This window comes from Streptococcus sp. GMD6S, from assembly GCF_000297015.1.
The window spans coordinates 1-22,177 of record NZ_AJRH01000014.1; the positions used below are offsets into that span (position 1 = coordinate 1).

A 22,177-nucleotide genomic window follows, 5' to 3' on the forward strand; every position below is an offset into this window, starting at 1 on the left:
ACCAAGGCTTTGAGGGCCGCAAAGTTTTGGGCGAGACCGATAGAAACGATAATCTGAGCTAATTCCTTGGCAGAAGGATTTCCTAGTAGTTCATGACTGAGAGCTACACGTGGGTTGAGACCGATAGAGCCACCCTTGGTCGCTACCGGCACGGGTAAGGTCATCTCACCGACCAATTCTTCTGTGTCCCTATCTAGACTCCATCGACTGAGACCTTGATAGCGCCCGTCTCGACTGGCAAAGGCATGGGCCCCAGCTTCGATAGCACGCCAGTCATTACCCGTGGCGATTAAAATGGCATCGATACCATTAAAAATCCCTTTATTGTGAGTAGCTGCTCGGTAAGGATCTGCCTGCGCAAACTGGCTAGCCAAAGCTATTTTCTCTGCTATTTCTCTGGCTTCATCCTTTTGTCGGCTCAAGTAGCGAAAGGCGATACGACAGCTTGCTGTCACCAGAGAATCGGTCGCGTAGTTGGACAGAATCCCCATGAGGCTCTGTCCCTGACTGAGTTCTTCTAAGACTGGCTTCAAGGCTTCTAGCATGGTATTGAGCATATTGGCCCCCATGGCTTCCTGGGTATCGACATGAAGATAAACAACGAGAAAGTCTGTTTCACCTTTGATCTGCTCTACATGCAAATCACGCGCCCCACCACCACGTTTGACGATAGAAGGATAGGCTTGATTGGCAAGTTCCAAGAGTTCGGCTTTCTTGCTGGCAATCTTCTCTTGCGCTTGTTCAGGATCAGCAACTTGATAAAGGGCCACCTGACCGATCATCTGGCGCTCATGTACTTGAGCAGTAAAGCCACCTGCTCGCTTGATGATTTTGCTGGCATAGCTGGCCGCAGCAACCACTGAGGGCTCTTCTGTCACATAAGGAACTGTGTAGTCCTGACCATTCACCAAAAGTTCTGGAATGATCGAATAAGGCAGAGAAAAAGTTCCCACCACATTCTCACTCAGCTGATCTGCAACCGCCAAGCTGACTTGTTCATCCTGCTCCAGACTCGTTTGCCTTTCAGGACTAAGGAGCGCCTGAGCTTGTAACAACTCAAGGCGCTCATGGTATGATTTTTTAGAAAATCCATTCCAACTTATCTTCATTATTTTTCAACCTTGCTATAACGGCGTTGGTGGTCGACAATTTCAACCAAGGCATAGTCTTGATGTTCATAACCTGCAAATTGGGCTGAACCAGACTCATCCAACTGCACCTCTTCGAAGAAGACTTTTTCATAGTTTGCAACAGACAATGTTGTACGTTGTTTAAGTTTACTCAAGCGATCCTTATCAAGATAAGTTTCATAACCTTCTACCAGCTCTCCACTAAAGAACTCTGAAACCGCTCCACTTCCGTAACTGTAGAGGGCAATTTTATCTCCAGCCTTCAAAGTCTCTGCATTTTCCAAAAGAGAAAGGAGGCCGAGGAAGAGAGAACCTGTGTAGATATTTCCAATCATCTGACTGTAGAGAATGGACTTGTCAAAGTTTTCTTGCAGACTATCCTTTTTCTCTTGAGATAAGTTCTTGTCCATCATCTTGCGCAAGCCTTTTAGGGCCAACTTAGGATAAGGCAAGTGGAAGCAGATAGCCGCAAAGTCATCCATAGTCCAGTCATAGCGTTTCTTATATTCATCCCAAGTCGTTGTCAGGCAATCAAGATACTGTTGGGTCGAGTACATGCCGTTTACATAAGGAGTGCTTGAGTAGTTCGGACGCCAGAAATCCATGATGTCTCTCGTTTGGGCAACATTATCATTGTTAAAGGCCATGATGCGTGGATTTTGAGTGATTAGCATCGCCACACTTCCAGCACCCTGAGTTGGTTCACCTGGAGTTCCCACACCATACTTGGCAATATCACTGGCAATGACCAAAACCTTAGACTCTGGAGAATTTTCCACATGCAATTTAGCATAATGAAGGGCAGCTGTCGCTCCATAGCAGGCTTCTTTGATTTCAAAGCTACGGGCGAAAGGCTGAATGCCTAACAAGCCATGAACAAAGACTGCCGCTGCCTTACTCTGGTCAATCCCTGACTCGGTCGCCACGATGACCATATCGATTTCTTCTTTTTCTTTGTCTGATAAAATAGAGTTGCTTGCACTAGCTGCCAAGGTAACAATGTCCTCAGTCAGTGGCGCAATACTAATTTCATTTAACAAGAGTCCCTTGCTAAATTTTTCGGGGTCAACTCCCCTCGCTTCTGCTAAGTCTTGTAATTTCAAGACATATTGACTGGTCGCAAAACCAATCTTATCAATACCGATTGTCATATTTACCTCTGTTTTTTCATTCATTGTAAAAAATCGTTTCATTCTATTTTATCACAAATAGGGACAAAAGAGAGAAAAAAGACTTGATTCAACAAATCAAGTCTTTGCTTTGATTGTATTAGGAAGAGATTCCTCGTTGTTTTCGGATGTAGTAATAAAGCTTTAAAATCACCGTTCCACTTGCCATTCCAATAGAAATAACAAGAGCTAACATAACCACCAAAGTCGCGCTGGCAATAGCATGGCTGTAATCGCCTGTCACAAAGAAAGCTGTCGTTCGATAGGATAAATAACCCGGCACCAAGGGGGCAAGAATGGCCAAGACAAAGACCACCGCTGGTGTCTTATAGACAATACTTAAAATCTGACTGATGCAAGAGCCAATTACTGCTGCGATAAAGGTCGCAATAATAACATTGGTTGGTTCTTTGAGCACGAGATAGAGGAGCCAAACGCCCATTCCCAAAATACCACCAGGTAGGAGCATGGAGCGTTGAACATTCAGTACGATTAGAAAGGTGATGATGGCGAGTAAACTCGCTACTGCTTGGAGTAAAATACTTGTTAGAGTCATCTTATGTCATCAAAACTAGGGCGACGGAGGTACCGGCCCCTAAAGCGAGGGTAATGAGCAGGGATTCAAACATCTTGCTCATACCAGAGTTGATATGGTTGGTCATGATATCCCGTACCGCATTTGTCAGAGCAATCCCTGGAACAAAGGGCATGACCGCTCCTGCTATAATCAGGTCTGCTGTCGAAGGAAAGCCTGTATAGCGGGCCCAGAACTGGGCGATCAAGCCGAAAACAAAGGCACCTGCAAAGGCCGTTACAAAAGGAATGCGGACAAACTTCTCGACATAGAGAGAGAAGGCAAATCCAAATAAAGTTGCAATAGCTGCACCAAAAGCGTCATAAACATTGCCCCCAAACATAATCGAGAAGAAAGGGGCACTGAGGGTCGCTGCTACAGTCACTTGGAACTTGGTATAAGGAAGAGCTTGATTTCTGATTTCCTTCAGCTTTTGAAAGGCTGTAGAAAGATCAATCTGGCCACCAACAAGCTCTCGTGATACCTGGTTGACATCGCAGACTTTTTCAATGTTATAAGAGGATGACGTCACCCGTTTCATCCGAGAAATATTGGTGTTTTCAATAGAAAAGAAAATAGCTGCGGGCATGGCAAGAACATTGCAATCCATTATTCCCTGCGAATGGGCAATACGGATCATAGTATCCTCAACCCGATGAATCTCTGAGCCACTTTTCAGGAGAATGGTTCCTGCTAGCATAATCACATCAATGACGGCATTCAACTCTCTCGATTCGTCCATTTTCTCCTCCTTTTTCTACTCCCTATATTTTATCACAAAATCTTGTGAAAAAAAATCTTTGTCATGAAATCATGACAAAGATTCGTCTAATCTCGAGAACTTTCGTGAGATCCTTCACTATTGGATGAACTGCTAGAAGGAGTGTTCCCTTGTTGATTTCCTTGTTGGTTCCCCTGGTTTGGACTTGTAGGAGAACCCTGGTTCCCACGTTGGGCAGGATTAGAGGATGAAGTTGACGGTGGTGTTTTCGGTTTGTAAATGGAAAGTTTGATACGCGTACTTGCAAGATCAACCAGTTCTCCTGCTTTTGGCGTTTGATCTACAACCGTGCCCTCTTTTGTTCCTTCAGGAGTCGATACTTCTACAACCTCAATATTTGCTTCCTTCACACCGACAATCTGAGTCAAGTTATTCTTTGTAAACTCGAGACTTGAACCAATGTAGTTCGGCATGCTGACACTAGTCACCTTCTTAGCCACTGTTAAGGTAATCGTAGTAGCTTTTGAGAGATCATAGGTCGAACCCGATGCAGGGGTCTGTCTGAGGACGGTTCCAGGTTCGCTTTCGCTGGATTCTTCCTCTTCCATCTTGATTAGATTTTCAGGAACCTTCTTCTCCTTGAGTTCAGCTACAACTTCCGTATACTTACGTCCGACATAATTGCTCAATTGGAAGGATTGCTTACCAGAAGAAACAATCAAATTGACCTTGGTTCCTTCTTTTCGGCCGCTACCAGCTTCTGGATCCGTTCGAATAACACGTCCTTCTGCTACGGTATCGCTGGCCTCTGACTTTTCTTCACCGGCTTCAAACTTGGATTTTTTAAGAGCTTCCTTAGCCTCTGCAACGGTTTGTCCAGCTACGTCAGGAATAGCAATCGTTGCTGGTGTCCTTGACAAAATCCAAACCAAAGAGGCTGCAACCAATAGAAGACTGGCCAAAAGAATCATATAGCGAGCCTTAAACTTCCGTTTCTTGGCTGGTTTTGGCGCTGGAGCCGGTTCTGCCACTGGTTGAGTTGGTTTCTTTGGCTGAGGGCGTTCTTCTTGCGCCGGAGCTTTAGGAATCGATGTCAGTGTACTTTGTGGAACTTTAGGCAAAGTCTTAGTATCTGCCTTACTCGCATCGTCAAAGACCAGTTTCGGTTCATTGCGACGATTATAAGACAAGCTAGTTGACAAGTCCACATACATTTCCGAAACAGACTGATAACGATCTGACAGCTTCTTAGCAGTCGCCTTGATGACAACATTTTCCAAAGCCTGAGGGACAGATGGGTTTTCAGCTATGACGGACGGAAGTGGCTTCTGGAAATGCTGGAGGGCAATCGTAACTGCGCTATCCCCATCATAGGGGATATGACCTGTCAGCATTTCATAGAAGATGATCCCCATTGCATAGATATCACTCTGGAAGGTCGCTTTAGAACCACGCGCTTGCTCAGGTGACAAATAATGAACAGAGCCTAACATTGAGTTTGTCTGGGTCAGACTGGTCTCTGCAAAGGCTACGGCAATCCCAAAGTCCGTGACCTTAGCTGTGCCGTCAGGTGTCAAGAGGATATTTTGAGGTTTCAAATCCCGGTGAACGATTCCTCGAGTATGGGCTAAGCGCATGGCCAAGAGGATTTGCCCCATAATCCGAACTGCTTCTTCATTTGAAAGAGGATAGTGTTCTTTGATATAACGCTTGAGGTCAAGGCCTGCTACGTATTCCATAGCCAGGTACTGTTGACCGTCTTCCTCACCAATATCTGTTATCCGAACGATATGAGGATGGTCCAGATCCGCCATGGCTCTCGCTTCGCGCTGAAAACGTGCCACAGCAATCGGGTCCGTCTGGTAGTTGGTCCTCAGGACCTTCACTGCCACTTCTTCCCCGTCTAGGATCAAATCCTTGGCCAAGTAAACATCTGCCATGCCTCCTCGACCAATCTGCTTGACAATCCGATACCGCCCGGCAAAAATCTTGCCGATTTGGATCATTCTGCTGCCTCCTCGTTCATGTAAACAAGGGCAACCGTAATGTTGTCTAAACCTCCTGCATTGTTAGCGAAGCGAATGAGGGTTGCCGCCTTGTCTGCTAGGGAAATATCACTGGTTACGATATCATAAATCTCGCTTGCCGAAATCATATTGGTCAAACCATCACTATTGAGCAAGAGATAATCTCCTGACTCCAATGTAATCATCCCAAAATCTGGCTGGATTTCATCCTTTTGTCCGATAGACTGGGTAATGATATTCTTTTGAGGGTGAGTTTCTGCTTCTTCTGGAGTCAATTGACCAGCCTTGAGCAATTCATTGACCAAAGAATGGTCACTCGTCAACTGGTGGTATTCTTCTCCACGAATCAAACCGATACGAGAATCTCCAATGTGAGCATAGATGGCTTGGTTGTCAATAAACGCAACAGCTTCTAGCGTTGTTCCCATACCTCTGTAGGCTTCGTCCTGACCTAGTTGATGAATTTTTTGATTTTCAATCTCCAGGTAGTGGGCAAACCACTCACGAACTTCATTGACTGAGTCAATTTGGGTATCCACCCAAGCCACACCAAGGTCTGTTACGGCCATCTCACTAGCGATATTTCCTGCACGGTGCCCTCCCATCCCGTCAGCCAAGATGATCATAGTGCGTCCTGCTCGGTTGACAAAGTGATTGACATAGTCCTGATTATTTGTCCGTTTCTGACCAACATCTGTTAATAATGCTATTTCCATTGTGTCAGTTCCTTCCTATTCTGATATCTTGCGAAATTGGCTGATAAAAAATCCATCACTTCCATACAATTCAGGAGTGATCAGGATGCAGCCATCTTTCAGGATATCTTTACATTCGTGTTCTAGTTTAACCTGCTCGAACTCGGGATGACTTTCTAAAAACGCCTCAACGACTTGAAAGTTCTCCTCAGAGACAATAGTACAGGTACTATAAGTTATTATACCACCTTTACGTAGCGTTTGACAAACACTACCTAATATTTCCAGCTGAATTTCCTGTAAGGATGTGAAATCTGCTGTTTCTTTATTGTATTTGATGTCTGGTTTGCGACGTAAAAGTCCAATTCCAGAACAGGGAGCATCTACTAAAATCTTATCAAAAGAGTCCCGACCGAAAAACTCATGCACTTTTCTGGCATCCAATTTTTGCGTTTGCACTCGATCTGCCACACCCAGACGCTCCGCATTTTCTTGGATCAAGTCCAACTTATGGTCATACAAGTCCAGAGCCGTCACCTTACCAGATGTGAGGTAAGAAGCCATATGAGCTGTTTTCCCACCCGGAGCGGCACAGGCATCTAGGACCTGTTCATCACCTTGTAGATCAAGAGTCGGAGCAACCAGTTGACTGGACTCATCTTGGATGGTAATGGCCCCTTCTGCGAACAAATCATGTCCTGCAAAGTGGCCTTGCTCCTTGACCAGACCAGTGGCCGCTAAAGGGGAATCGGTCGCCTCTAACAAAGCTTTGATTTCCTCTTTTCGGCTCAAGTTGGTCACCCGGATGCTAGCTTTGTTGCGCACCAAGAGACTTTTAAAGATGGCTTGTGCTCTCTCTTCACCGTACTCTTCCTTGAGCTTAGATACTAGCCAAACTGGGAGAGAATAGGCAATGGAATCACGCTTGTTTTTACGTTTGATACTGTCAATGTCTGGCCAGCCTTCTCGCAAAATACGACGCAGGACAGCGTTGACCAATTTTTCACTGCCTTTTTTACGGGCTTTAGCTAGCTCTACCGCTTCATTGACTACAGCGTGATTAGGAATCTTATCCAAATACCGAAGTTGGTAGGCACTCAGAAGGAGCAGGATATAGAGCCAGTTATCTAGCTTATCCCGGTCTTCGATAAAGTGGGACAGGTACCATTCCAGAGTCAGTTTTCGGGCTACCGTACCGTAGACAATCTCTGTCACCAAACCCTTATCTGCTACTGAGAGTTGACTCCCCTTGAGGTGTTTGTTTAAAGCAATATTCGAATATGCTTGGTTGACTAGAACATCCTCTAGCACTGCTAGAGCTAGACTTCTAGCCGTTTCTACTTTAGTCACCAAATCGTTCTCCTACAGTCAAAGTACGACCAACTCCGTTGAGGAAGGAAGCGATGTCCATCTTAGGCTTGCCTGCTGGCTGCACTTGTTTGAGAGATAGAGCTCCTTCAGCCGTTGCGACGATCAATTCCTTTTTACCAATTGAGAGGATCTCACCTGGAGCTCCCTGACCTTTTACTGGCAGGGCTTCATAAATCTTAAAGCGGTCGCCCTTAAGGAAAGTATGAGCAACAGGCCACGGATTCATCCCACGGATTTGGTTGAAAAGTTGGCGATTGGTTTTAGTCCAATCCAGTTTCTCTTCTTCTGGCTTGATATTTGGCGAGAAAGTGACTTGACTAGGATCCTGTGGTTCAGGTTGGATTTCTCCTGTTAGGTAGCCAGGTAGCGTATCCAAAAGCAAATCACGACCAACAATCGCCAATTTTTCAAACAAGGTACCAACATTGTCCTCATCTGTGATGGGAATACTGCGACGGGAAATCATATCTCCTGCATCCATTTCTTTAACCATTTCCATAATGGTCACACCAGCTTCCTCATCTCCTTGAATCAAGGCATAATGAATGGGAGCGCCACCACGGTGTTTGGGAAGAAGGGAAGCGTGAACGTTAACCGCAAAGTCCATGCTATCAAGAAGTTTACTTGGGAGAAACTGCCCAAAAGCAGCGGTCACAATCCCATCTGCTCCTAAATTCATAATAGCTTCCAGCTCTGGGCTTCCAGATAATTTTTCTGGTTGGTAGATAGGAAGGCCTGCTTCTTTAGCAGCCTGCTTGACTGGGGTTTCTTGGACCACTTTTTTACGGCCGACAGCGCGGTCTGGCTGGGTCACAACAGCTAGAATCTCGTAACGATCATCTGATAACAAACCCTTCAAAACTGTCGCTGAAAAATCAGGTGTTCCCATAAAGATTAGTTTTGTCATTTCTTCTCCTTCTTATAAAAACTGCTGCGGTTCGTGGTCAATGCTGAGACGAAGCTCGCTATTTTCACGTTCTTGAGTCAAGGCCAAGACCTGGTTAAGAGTTGGTCCCAGCTCATCTTCTAAACGGTATTTAATCAAAATCTGGTAATGATAAAGGTTGTGGGTACGGGCAATGGGTTTTGGTGTCGGTCCAAGGATTTTACTAGTTTCCGATAAACCTGATCGCAAAATTCCCATAACTTCATAGGCACGTTTGACAACCTCTTCTTCTTTCTTGTGAGAGAGGGTAATCCCAATAGTGAAATAATAAGGCGGATAGCCGAGTTGGCGTCTGATACTCATTTCATAGGCATAAAAACCTTCGTAATCCTGATCTTTTGCAAAACGAATGGCATAGTGTTCTGGATTGTAAGACTGGATCAAGACCTGCCCAGCCTTTTCCGCTCGACCTGCACGACCAGCCACCTGGGTCAAGAGTTGGAAGGTTCTCTCAGAAGAACGGAAATCAGGCAGATTCAAGGCCGTATCCGCATTGAGCACTCCGACCAAGGTCACATTTGGGAAATCCAAGCCCTTGGCAATCATCTGAGTTCCCAGCAAGATATCCGCTTCCCCTTGACCAAACTGGTCAAGAAGAGCTTGGTGACTACCTTTCCTGCGGGTCGTATCCACATCCATCCGCAGAATGCGAGCCTGAGGAAAGAGCTCTGCCAGCTCATCGTAAGCTTTCTGAGTCCCCGTCCCGTAGTAGCGAATGCTGCGACTCTGACAGTTGGGACAGACATGAGGAATTCCCTTAGAAAAGCCACAGTAATGGCAGTTCATGGTCTTGGTATCCATGTGGAGAGTCAAAGAAATGTCACAGTTGGGGCAGCTATCTACCGTCCCACACTCTCGACACATAACAAAGCTAGAATAACCCCGACGGTTGAGCATGAGGACTACCTGCTCTTTTTTATCCAGACGGTCTTGGATGGCCTCTAGCAAAGGAGGCGTAAAGTTTGATGTCTCATTTTGTCCGATATAGTCCCGAAAGTCAATCACTTGAACCTCTGGAATCGTAGCCATAGGATTGGCTCGTTGGGTCAGACGTAAGTGGTGATAGACACCTTTTCCAGCACGGGCACGACTCTCAAGGCTCGGTGTGGCAGACCCAAGTACGAGAGCTGCTTGATTGTACTGGGCCCGTAGAATGGCGACCTCTCTAGCATGGTAACGTGGATTGCTATCTTGCTTGTAACTAGCTTCATGTTCTTCATCGATAATGATGACACCTAGATTTTTCAAAGGAGCAAAGATAGCTGATCGAGCGCCAACAACAACTTGGGCATCTCCGCGTTCAACCTTGCGCCATTCATCGTACTTTTCACCATTGGACAGACCTGAGTGAAGAATAGCCACTTTCTCACCAAATCGAGCAATAAAACGCTCCGTCATTTGTGGCGTCAGAGAAATCTCAGGCACCAGCAAAATAGCCGTCTTACCCTTATCCAAGGCCCCTTGGATGATCTGCAAGTATACCTCTGTTTTCCCACTTCCTGTAATCCCTTGAAGGAGGAATGGAGGCTGTTGATTGCCAATAGCACTGACAACCGCATCACGAGCTTGTCTTTGCTCTGGGTTCAGCTCCAAAGGTGTACTTGCTTCAATGCCTTCAAAATAAGCAGCTGAACGTTGCACTTCCTTTTGGACTAGAGTTAAAGCTCCTTGCTCCACAAAAAAGTTGACTTGCTCCCGTGAGTAGGATTCTAACAAGCTAGCCAGAGGAGCACTTTCAGGATGAGACAGCAGATAATCTCTCAGCTCTGCCTTTTTCTTAGCACGCGCAGAAATCTCAATCCGCTCTAGCTGAGTAGCATCAACCTCATACCAAGACTGGGTCTTGACCTTCTTTTGATCGACTGCCTGGTATTCTAAACGGAGTAGCCCTTTTCTAGTCAAGCGCATCATTTCTGCCTGTTTGGCCAAATCTAGAGAAGAAAAGGCGAGCGAAGCTTCTGAACCAAACAAACGCTCTCGGTCTGCCTGACTGAGACCTTCTAAAGGATAAAGAATCTTATCATAACTGGAGTTTAAAAATCCCGGCAACATGGCTTTTAGAATGGAGATTTTATAAGAAAAGACAGACTTGCGTAACTCCTCAGCCAGCCAGAGTTGCTCTTGAGTCAAGACGGGAGAAAAGTCTAGCACCTCTGCAATCTCCTTCAAGTCCTGACCTTCCATCTCTTCATCCGACTGGGACTCCAGGCCAAGCACAATCCCTTGTATCAAACGATTACCCTTTCCGAAGGGGACATGAACCCGCATACCGACTTCCAGCATCTCTACAAATTCCTCAGGGACCTTATAACTATAGGGCTGGTCCGTCTGCATAAGGGGAACATCCACAATAATCTTTGCGATTGCCATCTTCTCACCTCCTCCTTGTCAGTACATTCTTGCAATAGAAAAAATAAGATTGAGTCCCCCCAACCTTAAATTTTTTCACCATCTTCTTTTTCTTTAGCGATTTGCTCTTTGATTTTCTTTTCTTCTTCTTCTTTGCGGCGTTTTTCTTCTTCGATACGGAGACGAACCGCTTCACGTTTTCCTTCTGGATCTGGGTGAATGGTTACATTTCCAGACTCGATTTCTTCCAAAGCACGAAGAGTTGATTTTTCAGACTTAAACTCTTGAGTTGCTGGCGCTCCTGCTTCTAGTTCGTGGGCGCGTTTTGCTTCCAAGATTACGAGTGAATATTTTGATGGTACCTTGTCCAGCAAGGTATCAATAGAGGGTTTTAACATCATTTGCTTGTACCTGTTTCCTATAGTTTATCGAGTAGTTGGAGATTTTGGCAACATCTCCTGGTAGTGACCAATGACACGGTCCACACGGAAGTGTTCTGCTTCGATTACACGCTTGACACGTTCAGCAGCGAGGGGCACCTGATCGTTGACAATGGCATAATCATACTCACGCATGAGGGCAATTTCTTCCTTGGCTTTTTCGATTCGTTGGGCAATCACTTCAGCACTATCTGTACCACGACCTACCAAACGATCTTGCAATTCATCCAAGTCTGGTGGCGTTAAAAAGATAAAGACAGCATCTGGAACCTTTTTCTTAACCTGAAGGGCTCCTTGGACTTCAATCTCAAGAAAGACATCGATTCCCTTATCTAGGGTTTCGTTGACATAGGTCAGAGGAGTTCCATAGTAGTTACCGACATATTCTGCATATTCCAACATCTGGCCTTGACGGATCAGCTCTTCAAACTCTTCCCGAGTACGGAAGAAATAGTCCACTCCGTCCACTTCACCAGGACGTTGCGCGCGCGTCGTCATCGATACAGAATATTGAAATTGATTCTCAGAACTCTCAAAAATCTCTCTTCTAACCGTTCCTTTCCCAACTCCTGAAGGACCAGAAAAAACGATTAGCAAGCCTCGGTCTGCCATTATGTCTCCTTTAGTTAGTCTGTGAAATAAAGCGAAATTTCTCTCGGATACTGATAATAGTGTCAATTATCCTTCTACAGTCTTTCTATCTAGTGTAACAAAAAAGCAGTAATATTTCAACTGCTCTTTCTTATTTATTTAGCATAATCTACTGCACGAAGCTCGCGAATCACGGTTACCTTGATATTTCCTGGGTAATCGAGATTGTTTTCAATTTTCTCACGAACTTTGTGAGCCAAGATTGTGACTTTGTCGTCTTTGATTTGTCCTGGATTAACCATGATACGAATCTCGCGTCCTGCTTGAAGAGCAAAGCTGTTTTGCACTCCTTCAAAGCCATTGGCGATTTCTTCCAAGTCATGGAGACGCTTGATATAGCTTTCAAGCGATTCACTACGAGCACCTGGACGCGCTGCACTCAAGGCATCTGCTGCAGCAACGATCACTGCAATGACGCTTTCGGCTTCGACATCGCCGTGGTGGCTAGCAATGGTATTCACTACAACTGGGTGTTCCTTGTACTTACGAGCCAACTCTGTACCAATCTCAACATGGCTACCTTCAACCTCGCGGTCAATAGCTTTCCCGATGTCATGAAGGAATCCAGCACGACGGGCAAGAGCTGCATTTTCACCAAGTTCACTGGCGATGATACCAGATAACTTAGCAACCTCAATCGAATGACGCAAGACATTTTGTCCATAAGAAGTACGGAACTGCAAGCGTCCCATAATCTTCATCAAGTCTGGATGAAGGTTTGGCGCACCAATCTCATAGGCAGCAGCCTCACCGTATTCGCGGATCTTATTGTCAATCTCTTGACGGTTTTTCTCCACCAACTCCTCGATACGAGCTGGGTGGATGCGGCCGTCTTTGAGCAACATTTCCATGGTCATACGAGCAATTTCACGACGAATCGGATCAAATCCTGACAAGGTTACCACTTCTGGCGTGTCGTCAATGATGACATCTACCCCTGTCAAACTTTCAAAGGTACGAATATTACGTCCTTCACGACCGATAATGCGTCCCTTCATGGTATCATCTGGTAGGTGAACTGTCGAGTTTGTTGACTCTGCTACATAGTCACCAGCGATACGCTGCATAGCCTGAACCAAGATATCTTTCGCAATCTTGTCTGAACGTTCCTTCACTTCTTGCTCAGCCTCACGAATGCGGCTAGCAATTTCCTTGGTTAAGTTTTCCTCTGTCTGAGCCAAGATAATATCTCGAGCCTCAGTTTGGGAAAGGGAACCGATACGTTCAAGTTCAGCTTCTTTTTGTCTTTCGACTTCCTCTAATTGCTCTTCACGTGCATCAAGGTTTTTTGCTCTATCAGAAATACTTTGTTCTTTTTGTTCAAGTGTTTTTTCTTTGTTCGTCAAATTGTCGTCCTTACGGTCAAGGCTCGTAGCTCTCTCCGTCAAACGACTTTCAATTTGCTTGAGCTCCTGACGTTCTGACTTAAATTCAGCGTCCACTTCTTCACGGTATTTTCTGGCTTCCTCTTTGGCCTCCAATAGTGCTTCTTTTTTAAGAGACTTGCTTTCGCTCTTGGCTTCATTTAGCAATAAATCCGCTTCGCGCTCAGCTTGTCCTCGTAAATTAGTTGCTTCTTGTTCAGCATTTAGAAGCATCAACTCTGCAGCCTCTTGAGATGATTTCATCTTAGCTGAGATGCTGACATATCCAATGACTAAACCTATGATGACGGCAAAAACAGCAATCGCAAGTGTCATGATTTCCATGTTTTTACCTCATTAAATTTGTTTATCGAATGACATACATTCCTTAATATTCTATCATAAAAAAACAATTTTCACAAACCCAAATTGAAGAGTTTTGTGTGAATTTTAGAAGAAAGTTCTGAAATCACAAAACAAACTTTCTAACTCTTAAAAATGACATTTTCATTAAAACATACAATAAAAAAGCCTACCTTTCAGTAGACTTAGTTTAATTCTATTTTGATAGGCACTCTGCCAAAATTCTGCTCTGCTATACTTGGGTGTCCTAGTTGGTAAATCTGGTCTGCCTTTTGAGTCATAGCATCCCAAGGTTCTTTGCCAATTCGGCTGACTAGATGGACCTGCTCTTTCAGTGACTTGAGATGTTGTCTGCCTTTTTCGGTAAAGCCAAGGACATGAATGGCTTCTGGCAAGTCGCTTTCTCTAGCCTGCACCAGGATATAGGTCAAGAGGCGTCTGACACGCGCCTTGGTGTAGCGTTTGGTCGCAACCGCCTCGACCAATTCGTCAACAGACTGAGCCTTCTTGATAGCATCCTTGATGCGCACAGCCATTTCTTGATTGACCTGATAGATGGTCGTTAGGTCTGGATTTGACAAGATTTGATAGCGGAGCAAGGGAAAATAGTCCTCCCAGCTCACCTTACTGGCCTGCTCAAAGAGGTCAACAGAAGGCATAAAGCATTCTAAGAAATCTTTGTCCCTCTGGTGCTGACGGAGGGCTGTCGCCGAGGCAAAGTCCACATCCTTGTCCACAGAATGATACCCCGCTCCCTGACGTTGAATCGACTCAAGCTTGATGTTTCGTCCTGCAACCGCCTTGGCATAGGCCAGAGCAAGGACATGATTAGGCGTGTTGCCTGAAAAATCTAGACCTGCAAATTCCTTCCACATAGCTTGGGTTTTCTGAGGGTAGGAGAGTGAATCAGGTAGATTTTCCACAAAACTCTCCATCTCAGCACCTCGCTCTGTGTATAAGTCAGCAATTTTCTGATAATCCAGAACTTCCTCTGTCCCAAAAGCTAGCCTATCAATGCCCAACCGAGTCAAGATATCCACAGCTCCTTGTCCAAAGAAATCCGCTGCTTGTAAACTGGCTAAAAAGGGCAATTCCACTACCAAGTCCGCTCCATTCTCTAGTGCCATTTGAGCCCGTGTCCACTTGTCAACGATAGCCGGCTCGCCCCTCTGCATGAAATTTCCAGACATGGCAACGATTTTCAGCCCATCTGCTTGTTCTAGCAGGTATTTGTGGCCATTATGAAAAGGATTGAACTCCGCGATAATACCGGTGATGGTCATTATTTTTTATCATCTCCCACTATTTTTATTAAAGAAATTATAATCTTCGATCCTGTTACACAAGAAGCCAGAAATAATGGAATAATTGCATATGCATCAATCTGTGTATTATAGTTTTTCAAATCCTCTAATGTGATAATATAAGCTACTATCACTATAGCAATTATAACGAGTGATACAATTAATTTCATCCAAATAAGATAATATTTCTGTAATTCGTTGAAAATATTTTTATCTCCTTTTGAAAGTTTATTATAAAGAGAGATAAAAAATAATATAATTAACATCGGAGCTAAAACAACTATTACATTTTGAACTAAATCTAAAACTCTATCCTTAAAATTGATTAAAGTATTTATAGAATTATATGTTATGTGCAAGATTTCCGCATATCTTATAGAAATATATGCTAAATTCATAGGAAATAGAAGATATTTTAAGACTTCAAATTTATTATCAATTTCATAATCTACAATCTTCTTTAAAAACAATAAAGGTTTTTTTAAAATTAAGAGAATTAACCATAATATTAAAGGAAATACAATAATAATGATTCCTAAAATTGATGCCAGACCTTTTTTCCAGTTGTCAAAAGATATGTTTTTATGTAAAAAATCAAAACTACTTTTAAATCCTGCTATTATTTCCGTAATTAATTTTACTCTAAATTTTATGCAGTAATATCCAAAATAAAATAAATTAAATACTAGTAAACAAAAGTCTCCTCCTGCCATATTTTCTCCTACTTCTGTGCGACAAAAAACCAACGTCTACTGGTCTCAGTCGGCTCCTTGTCCTCAAAGTCCGCATAGAGTTTGAAGGACTTGAAACCAGCCTGTTCCAGCAAAATATCATAGGTCAAGACTTCGTATGTACGCTCCTCGTGTACCTCATCGTGGCGACTAAAGGAACCATCAACCTCCTTGATAAAGAAAGTCAACTCATGCACGATAGAGTGAGGGGCTTCGTCCTCGTAGGTATCCCAGAGCATGGCAAAATCTTCCGCATTTTCATGGTAAGAATAGCCTGGAAAAACTTCATCTGTTTGGTAGGTCGAATGCACATCAAAGATAAAGACACCATCTTCGTTGAGGGCATTATATACTTCCTTAAAGACGTCCCCTACTTCCACCTCATCCTGCATGTAACAGATTGAGTCCGAATAACAAGTCACAAAATCGTATTTCCCTGCTTTGGACAAATCCAGCATATTGCCTTCCATAAAATCAATCTTTTGCTTGGCTGAAGCTGCTCTTTTCTCAGCAATCTTCAGCATATCCGCGCTCAAGTCCAGTCCAGTCACTTCAAAACCAGCCTGAGAAAAGCGCACAGACTGGATGCCTGTCCCACAAGCCAATTCCAAGAGTTTCTTTCTCTCCTTGGTCTTAGGCAAATGACGCAGAGAAAAATCCGTCCATTTGTCATATAAACTATCATCCATCACAGCATCGTATACAGCCGCAAAGGTTTCATATGTCGCCATAAATCATGATACCAAGTCCGCCCGTAATTCGATAGAAAATTAGGAGCCTGACGATGGAGCCGAGCTCCAAGAAAGGCTATCTATTTTCCGACGATTACAGGACGGGTTCAAATCCTTTCTATCACTTTCCTTTTAAAATAAGCAAAGAAACCCCGTTTACTGCAACTGAGTTCATCTCCTATACCAAGGCTTCTGAAATGTCTACTGAATCTGCCTCATGCCAGAGTTTTTCAAGGTTATAGTGGGCACGCATTTCTTCTGAGAAGATATGCACGACGACACCACCGAGGTCTAGCAAGACCCAGCCTCCAGCTGCATCACCTTCGACATGGCTGCCTTTAACACCAGCTTCGGCTACTTTTTCACGGATATTATCAGCGATAGCGTCCAACTGACGGCTATTCATCGAGCTAGTGATAACAAAGTAGTCTGTAACACTGGTCAAATCTTGTACATCAAGTGCCAGGATATCTTCCGCACGTTTCTCATCAGCCGCTTTCACGACTAGTTCTAGTAATTCTTTTTCGTTCATTTAGTCCTCTTTCAAAAAGTGCACAAAGGCGTTATAGGTTTCAATGGTTTGGGGATAGATGGGGAATCCCTGATGAGCTAGATGCTCCACGGTACGAGCTGTTTCGTAGGCCACTGCCTTATTGAGCGATAGCTCAGCAATTTCACGCGCCACATCCACACCTGGAAAGGCACGATTGTGCTCGATATAATCTGCGACGTAGATGACTTTATCTAGATCGGTCATCTGACCAGCACCGACTGTATGGATTTCAATAGCTCGCAGGATTTCTGGATTATGCAAATCCAAATCTTCCTGAATCTTGTAAATACCAACCATGCCATGCCAGACATTATTACCCCAATTTCTGAAGTCAGGGTCTAATTGGTAACGGTCAATCAAGTCTAGAAATTCCTGATCTGACAGCTTTTTAGCATAATCATGAAGAAGGCCTGCTAGACCCGCTTTCTCAGCATCGACTCCAAATCGCTGGGCGAGCTCTATAGCCGCACGCTCTACACCCAGACAATGGGTTAAGCGTTTTTCAGGTAGAAACTCTGCCATTTTTCCCAACAAAGCATCGCGAGAACAGTTGATATAGTCTTGATAGGCCATCAGTAGAGCCCCTCCTTCTCGATGTAGTCTAGCACTGGCTGAGGTAGGAGAAAGTTGGGTTTCCGACCTTGAGCAAGAAAGTCACGCACCATGCTGGAGGAAATATCCATGAGAGGCACATCCACCCAGATAACTGGATAGGAAGTCCCAGCCTTGTAGCGTGGGCGCTGAACCCCCACAAACTGAACCATGTCAACCAGTTCATCAATTCGGTACCACTTAGGCAGATAATCCACCATATCAGCCCCGATAATGAAGTAATAATCCGTATCTGGATGTTGCTCTGTCAAAATCTTCATAGTGTCGTAGGTGTAGGAAATGCCCTTGCGCTCCAGCTCAATAGTTTCAATGGCTAAGCCTTCAATCCCCTCAATCGCCAACTCAAGCATCTTGAGCCGATGGTGCTCGGGGATGGTTTCCTTTTTATCTACATGAGGTGGTTGGTATTCGGGCATAAGTAGGACCTGGTCCAGCCCCAACTGTTGTCGTACTTGGTCCGCCACAACAAGATGGGCATTGTGAACAGGGTTAAAATTCCCCCCTAAAATCCCGACTTGTTTGCGTTTTTTCTCCTTGATTTCTGGCTCCAACTCTACCTTGGTAAAGGGAGTCAATAATTCGATTGCCATAGGCTCGTCTTCCTTTAATTCTCTGTAAAAACAGTTGTTTGGAGTAGGTTTTTAGATTTCTTTAACTTTCTTGGAAATCTTGCGATTTTCTTTCTTGCTGGATTGTTTAAACAAGATCAAGATGCGTCCGATTTTTTGGACCGTATCCACACCGATTTCTTCTTCCAAGATTTCAGCTACTTCGTGGATGTTCTCATCTGTGTTTTGTAAGAGAGTAACCTTGATCAATTCACGCGCGTCAAGAGCTTGACGGACGCTGGTCTTGATTTGGTCGTTGAGACCATTTTTTCCAATTTGGATGATGGGTTTGAGGGTGTGTGCCTGGCTGTTGAGGAAGGCACGTTGTTTCGATGTTAATGACATAATCTTTCTTCCTTGATTTTTGATAGTTATTTTAGGTGGTGGGGGACGGTCGGAACTAATTTTCCAAAGATCTCATCTTTGAAAAATGGATTTCCTGACCTCACACTTGAGCCTAGGTCTCAAGTGTGCCCCTTGCCAATCTAACGATTGGCAATCACACCACGACAATAACTATCTTTTTATGAGCTCACTTTGTTCGCTCAGTGATTTTATTTTAAATAATTACTTTTCGTGTGACGACTGCGACGCCTTCTGGTGCCCAGACGGCGACTTTGGCGGTGCCTGTTACGCGGATCCAGCCGAGTCCTGAAATGACTAAGTCAGTCTTGTCCTTGATGGTAAATACATGCTGGACTAATTTTGGAAAATCTTCTTTCTCCTTGCTATTTGGTGGTGTCAGAAGGGTTCCTAGGTGCTTGTCGTAAAAAGCACTAGCGCCTTCTAGCTTGGTACGGTGGAGTTTGAGTTCATTGTCAAAGAAAGCTGTGAATCCTTGCTTTTCTCCTGATATGAAGTCAAAGCGTCCAAGACCACCTAAAAATAGGGTTTGTTCAGGATTAAGCTGATAGGTTTTGGGCTTAATTTCCTTTTTAGGGCTGACATACTTGAGATTTTTAGCCGTCAAGTAGTGGGCCATCTGGTGACGGTGGATGATTCCCGGCGTATCGTAGATATAAGATCCATCGTCAAGCGGAATCTCAATCTTGTCCAAGGTTGTTCCTGGGAATCGTGAAGTCGTGATGACATTCTGGTCACCCGTGATTTCTTGGATAATTGCATTGATGAGAGTTGATTTTCCAACGTTGGTTACCCCAACTACGTAGACATCGCGGCCCTTACGGTAGTGTTCAATCTTGTCAATGACTTCCTTAATAGCATGCTTATTCTGTGCTGAAGTCAGGACGACATCCACTGGACGAAGTCCTTCTTCGTGGGCACGCTCCATCAGCCACTGGCTAATCTTGCCCGGTTTAACAGACTTGGGCAGGATATCTTTTTTATTTCCCACCAAGAGGACATCATTGCCCGATACAAAGCGCGGTAAGCCTGGGATAACTGATCCATTGAAATCAAAGATGTCAATGACATTCACTACCAAGGCATCACTGTCTCCCACCTCGTGCAAGAGCTTGAGAAAATCATCGTCTGTCAACTGGACATCTGTGATTTCATTGTAATGGCGGAGACGAAAACAGCGTTGGCAATAAACTTCGCCAGTCTCCAAACCTTTTTCAAGTGCCGACTGGGGAGTAAATCCAAGACCAGCCTTGTCTGTCGTCTGAATGGTTGCTCCACATCCAATACAGAGAATTTCTTCCATAGTTAAATTCCTTTTTTATATGTAATCGGTCCGTACTTTTCAGTGATTTTTCGTATGACACGGCGCTCGCGAGCTCGGTTAATCTGCGTTTTGATGGAGTCGTGTTGGACCAAGGGTTTGACTAAGATCGAGCGAATGCCTGCACGATGTGCTGCTCGTATATCCGTCATGAGCTGGTCGCCGACCATGACCACTTCATTTTTCTCATAGTGGAATTCCTTCATGGCACGGTCAATCCCAAATGTGAAGGGCTTCAGAGCCCAATAAATGTAATCAATCCCAAATTTCTCAACTGCTCGTTGGACCCGTTTTTTGGTGTTATTTGAGACCACGATGATGCGAATACCTGCGTCCCGAAGGTCATGTAGCCATTGCTTCATCTCTGACGTCCCATCAGGGTTGTTCCAAGCAATGAGGGTATTGTCCAAATCGACCAAAACAGCCTTGATACCATGCGCTTGCAGGCTTGGGACTGTCAGATCATAAACTGCTTCCACAGCAAAGTCTGGCATATAATTTTCAATCGCCATTCTGGCTCCTTTTCTTTTTAATTTCTAGCAATATTCTTTAAATATTGGGCTAAGACTACCCATAAAATGAGACTAGCTATCAAAATATAAATCCAAGCATTTGGTTCATCTGCAAACGGTAAGGGAACATTCATTCCGAAGAATCCTGTAATAACTGCAAGGATAGCTAGCAAGACTGAGATAATGGTCAAAGTTGTCAAATTATCATTTAGATTATTATTTAGGATGTTGTTGTAAGAGGCTGAGAGTTGTTGCAAAACTTGAGAAATCAAGTCTGTCATCGAAACCAACTGATGTGCTTCAATCATGGCATCGTCAAACTGCTCTCTTTCTACCTCATTAAAATTGCGATAAAGAGCATGCCCTTGGATATGTTCCAAGAGGAGACGATTTTGTTTGGCAGCTGCTGTCAGGTAAACCATACCAGTTTCCAAGTCAGAGAGGGCAAAAAGATTTTTTTTAGTTGTTTTTTGACGAAGAAGTGCACTGATTTCATCCTTACTTTTATCCATTTCTTCAATAACTGGATAATAAGCATTGCTTATAATCTCTAAACTGGCAAAAAGAAATTTGTAGATTGAAACAACTTCATGGCTTTCAAGGTAGGTTGCCATACGTTTAATCACATAACTATTCTTGTGATTGCTAATTGTGATCAGCCGTTGTTTTTCAACGATAAAGGTCATCGGAATCGCTTCATAATATTCTTTGTCTTTTTCTAAGTCAAGAACATTATAAATGAAGGTTACCGTTCCCGTTTCACGGTGATAGTCCATGTGGGCACGCTCATTTCTATCCAGAGCATACTCAATGGTTTCCTTGTCCAATCCATAGACATCCGAAAGGTCTTCCATGTTTTTAATCTTGTCCACATCAAGGTCTATCCATGTACAATCGTGACCTAATTTTTTCTCTACAAATAGCATACTCTCTCCTTTACCAAACTCCTTCTATTGTACCACAAATCTGCTAAAATAGCCGGCCTATTCAGTACGAGATAGATTGCTGACGACGGTGATATTACGATTGGGAACAAAGTGGAGGGCTTGATCGTCACCTCGCAGTTGCGTTGTACGGATCCCTACGCTAACGACCTTTCCAGAAACGGTAATCGGTCCATTTGTGAGAACCACTTCATCACCCACATCAAGCTGGCGTTCAAAAAGAATGAAGAAGCCATTGATAACATCAGATAGAAAGCCTTGCGCCCCCATACCAATGGCCACCCCAGCAATCCCCGCACCAGCAAGGAGGCTCGAAACTGGCAAACCTAAAATAGACAGGATACAGTAGAGCAAGAAGAAATAAAGAATGTAGTTAAAGACATTCTCTAGCAAACGAGAAATGGTCTTTTGCCTTCCTGCATCTCGATTGGAAAATTTAAGTGAGGGCTTGACAATCTTTCGTACAGTCGCATGAAGCATCTTTTTAGCTATATAAAATAGCAAAAACAAAATCAAAAGAGAAATCACCTTGGTTAAGAGATTCTCTAACATGGTTGTTAAGTCAAGTTTATCAAAATAGCGTTGAAAAAAATCTTGCATATAAAACTCCTTTTTCCTATTATACCATAAAATCGCCCTTCTCTTTTCTTTCATAATTATTCAATTATCATCTCTATTTTTATAATATCACTTGCCTC

At 44.0% G+C, this 22,177-nt stretch carries 23 protein-coding genes; all 23 read right to left on the reverse strand.

Annotated features, from left to right (window positions below; all coding sequences use genetic code 11):
- The coding region (locus GMD6S_RS03715; RefSeq protein WP_000704358.1) for a hydroxymethylglutaryl-CoA reductase, degradative at positions 1 to 1,109 on the reverse strand (1,109 nt) is incomplete at its 3' end.
- Complete coding sequence (locus GMD6S_RS03720; protein ID WP_008292874.1) at positions 1,109 to 2,281, reverse strand: hydroxymethylglutaryl-CoA synthase; 1,173 nt, start codon at positions 2,279 to 2,281, stop codon at positions 1,109 to 1,111. The genes GMD6S_RS03720 and GMD6S_RS03715, both read right to left, overlap by 1 nt.
- Positions 2,282 to 2,399: 118 nt before the next feature.
- On the reverse strand, positions 2,400 to 2,855 hold the full coding sequence (locus tag GMD6S_RS03725) for a threonine/serine exporter family protein (protein ID WP_000176902.1): 456 nt from the start codon (positions 2,853 to 2,855) through the stop codon (positions 2,400 to 2,402).
- Position 2,856: 1 nt separating this feature from the next.
- Positions 2,857 to 3,615 carry a threonine/serine exporter family protein gene (locus GMD6S_RS03730; RefSeq protein WP_000344545.1) on the reverse strand — a complete coding sequence of 253 codons (759 nt, stop codon included), beginning with the start codon at positions 3,613 to 3,615 and terminating at the stop codon, positions 2,857 to 2,859.
- A gap of 86 nt (positions 3,616 to 3,701) precedes the next feature.
- Positions 3,702 to 5,600 carry a Stk1 family PASTA domain-containing Ser/Thr kinase gene (pknB, locus tag GMD6S_RS03735; protein ID WP_000614523.1) on the reverse strand — a complete coding sequence of 633 codons (1,899 nt, stop codon included), beginning with the start codon at positions 5,598 to 5,600 and terminating at the stop codon, positions 3,702 to 3,704.
- Positions 5,597 to 6,337: a Stp1/IreP family PP2C-type Ser/Thr phosphatase gene (locus tag GMD6S_RS03740; RefSeq protein ID WP_000401527.1), complete on the reverse strand. Its 741-nt coding sequence runs from the start codon at positions 6,335 to 6,337 to the stop codon at positions 5,597 to 5,599. The genes pknB and GMD6S_RS03740 overlap by 4 nt, the downstream gene beginning before the upstream one ends.
- 15 nt (positions 6,338 to 6,352) lie before the next feature.
- Positions 6,353 to 7,666 carry a 16S rRNA (cytosine(967)-C(5))-methyltransferase RsmB gene (gene rsmB, locus GMD6S_RS03745; protein ID WP_008292878.1) on the reverse strand — a complete coding sequence of 438 codons (1,314 nt, stop codon included), beginning with the start codon at positions 7,664 to 7,666 and terminating at the stop codon, positions 6,353 to 6,355.
- Positions 7,659 to 8,594 (reverse strand): methionyl-tRNA formyltransferase, encoded by a 936-nt coding sequence (gene fmt, locus GMD6S_RS03750; RefSeq protein WP_000163667.1) that lies wholly within the window; start codon positions 8,592 to 8,594, stop codon positions 7,659 to 7,661. The genes rsmB and fmt overlap by 8 nt, the downstream gene beginning before the upstream one ends.
- 12 nt (positions 8,595 to 8,606) lie before the next feature.
- Positions 8,607 to 11,003, reverse strand: a complete 2,397-nt coding sequence (locus tag GMD6S_RS03755) for a primosomal protein N' (protein ID WP_000951903.1) — start codon at positions 11,001 to 11,003, stop codon at positions 8,607 to 8,609.
- Positions 11,004 to 11,068: 65 nt separating this feature from the next.
- On the reverse strand, positions 11,069 to 11,383 hold the full coding sequence (gene rpoZ / locus GMD6S_RS03760) for a DNA-directed RNA polymerase subunit omega (protein WP_002874282.1): 315 nt from the start codon (positions 11,381 to 11,383) through the stop codon (positions 11,069 to 11,071).
- A 24-nt stretch (positions 11,384 to 11,407) separates the two neighbouring features.
- The gene (gmk, locus tag GMD6S_RS03765; RefSeq protein ID WP_000775041.1) at positions 11,408 to 12,034 is read right to left on the reverse strand and encodes a guanylate kinase; all 627 of its coding nucleotides are present in this window, start codon (positions 12,032 to 12,034) and stop codon (positions 11,408 to 11,410) included.
- Positions 12,035 to 12,168: 134 nt separating this feature from the next.
- Positions 12,169 to 13,782 (reverse strand): ribonuclease Y, encoded by a 1,614-nt coding sequence (locus tag GMD6S_RS03770; protein WP_000404959.1) that lies wholly within the window; start codon positions 13,780 to 13,782, stop codon positions 12,169 to 12,171.
- Positions 13,783 to 13,985: 203 nt separating this feature from the next.
- Positions 13,986 to 15,083, reverse strand: a complete 1,098-nt coding sequence (locus GMD6S_RS03775) for a nucleotidyltransferase (RefSeq protein ID WP_000156368.1) — start codon at positions 15,081 to 15,083, stop codon at positions 13,986 to 13,988.
- Positions 15,083 to 15,817: a hypothetical protein gene (locus GMD6S_RS03780; protein WP_000896960.1), complete on the reverse strand. Its 735-nt coding sequence runs from the start codon at positions 15,815 to 15,817 to the stop codon at positions 15,083 to 15,085. Before GMD6S_RS03780 ends, GMD6S_RS03775 begins: the two co-directional genes overlap by 1 nt.
- 8 nt (positions 15,818 to 15,825) lie before the next feature.
- The gene (locus GMD6S_RS03785) at positions 15,826 to 16,566 is read right to left on the reverse strand and encodes a class I SAM-dependent DNA methyltransferase (protein ID WP_000257063.1); all 741 of its coding nucleotides are present in this window, start codon (positions 16,564 to 16,566) and stop codon (positions 15,826 to 15,828) included.
- Positions 16,567 to 16,744: 178 nt separating this feature from the next.
- Positions 16,745 to 17,098 carry a ribosome silencing factor gene (rsfS, locus tag GMD6S_RS03790; RefSeq protein WP_001003010.1) on the reverse strand — a complete coding sequence of 118 codons (354 nt, stop codon included), beginning with the start codon at positions 17,096 to 17,098 and terminating at the stop codon, positions 16,745 to 16,747.
- The gene (yqeK, locus tag GMD6S_RS03795) at positions 17,099 to 17,692 is read right to left on the reverse strand and encodes a bis(5'-nucleosyl)-tetraphosphatase (symmetrical) YqeK (RefSeq protein WP_000331211.1); all 594 of its coding nucleotides are present in this window, start codon (positions 17,690 to 17,692) and stop codon (positions 17,099 to 17,101) included.
- The gene (locus tag GMD6S_RS03800; protein ID WP_000963714.1) at positions 17,692 to 18,321 is read right to left on the reverse strand and encodes a nicotinate-nucleotide adenylyltransferase; all 630 of its coding nucleotides are present in this window, start codon (positions 18,319 to 18,321) and stop codon (positions 17,692 to 17,694) included. Before GMD6S_RS03800 ends, yqeK begins: the two co-directional genes overlap by 1 nt.
- Positions 18,322 to 18,372: 51 nt before the next feature.
- Positions 18,373 to 18,684, reverse strand: a complete 312-nt coding sequence (yhbY, locus tag GMD6S_RS03805; protein ID WP_000060169.1) for a ribosome assembly RNA-binding protein YhbY — start codon at positions 18,682 to 18,684, stop codon at positions 18,373 to 18,375.
- A 214-nt stretch (positions 18,685 to 18,898) separates the two neighbouring features.
- Entirely contained in the window at positions 18,899 to 20,005 is a 1,107-nt protein-coding gene (gene yqeH / locus GMD6S_RS03810; protein ID WP_000391190.1) for a ribosome biogenesis GTPase YqeH, read from the reverse strand.
- Between the two features lie 2 nt (positions 20,006 to 20,007).
- A complete protein-coding gene (locus GMD6S_RS03815) occupies positions 20,008 to 20,535 on the reverse strand; it encodes a YqeG family HAD IIIA-type phosphatase (protein ID WP_000963734.1) in 528 nt (175 codons plus the stop codon).
- A gap of 17 nt (positions 20,536 to 20,552) precedes the next feature.
- Entirely contained in the window at positions 20,553 to 21,461 is a 909-nt protein-coding gene (locus GMD6S_RS03820) for a magnesium transporter CorA family protein (RefSeq protein WP_000899715.1), read from the reverse strand.
- Positions 21,462 to 21,518: 57 nt separating this feature from the next.
- Positions 21,519 to 22,079, reverse strand: a complete 561-nt coding sequence (locus GMD6S_RS03825; protein ID WP_001150572.1) for a mechanosensitive ion channel family protein — start codon at positions 22,077 to 22,079, stop codon at positions 21,519 to 21,521.
- Positions 22,080 to 22,177: the final 98 nt, after the last annotated feature.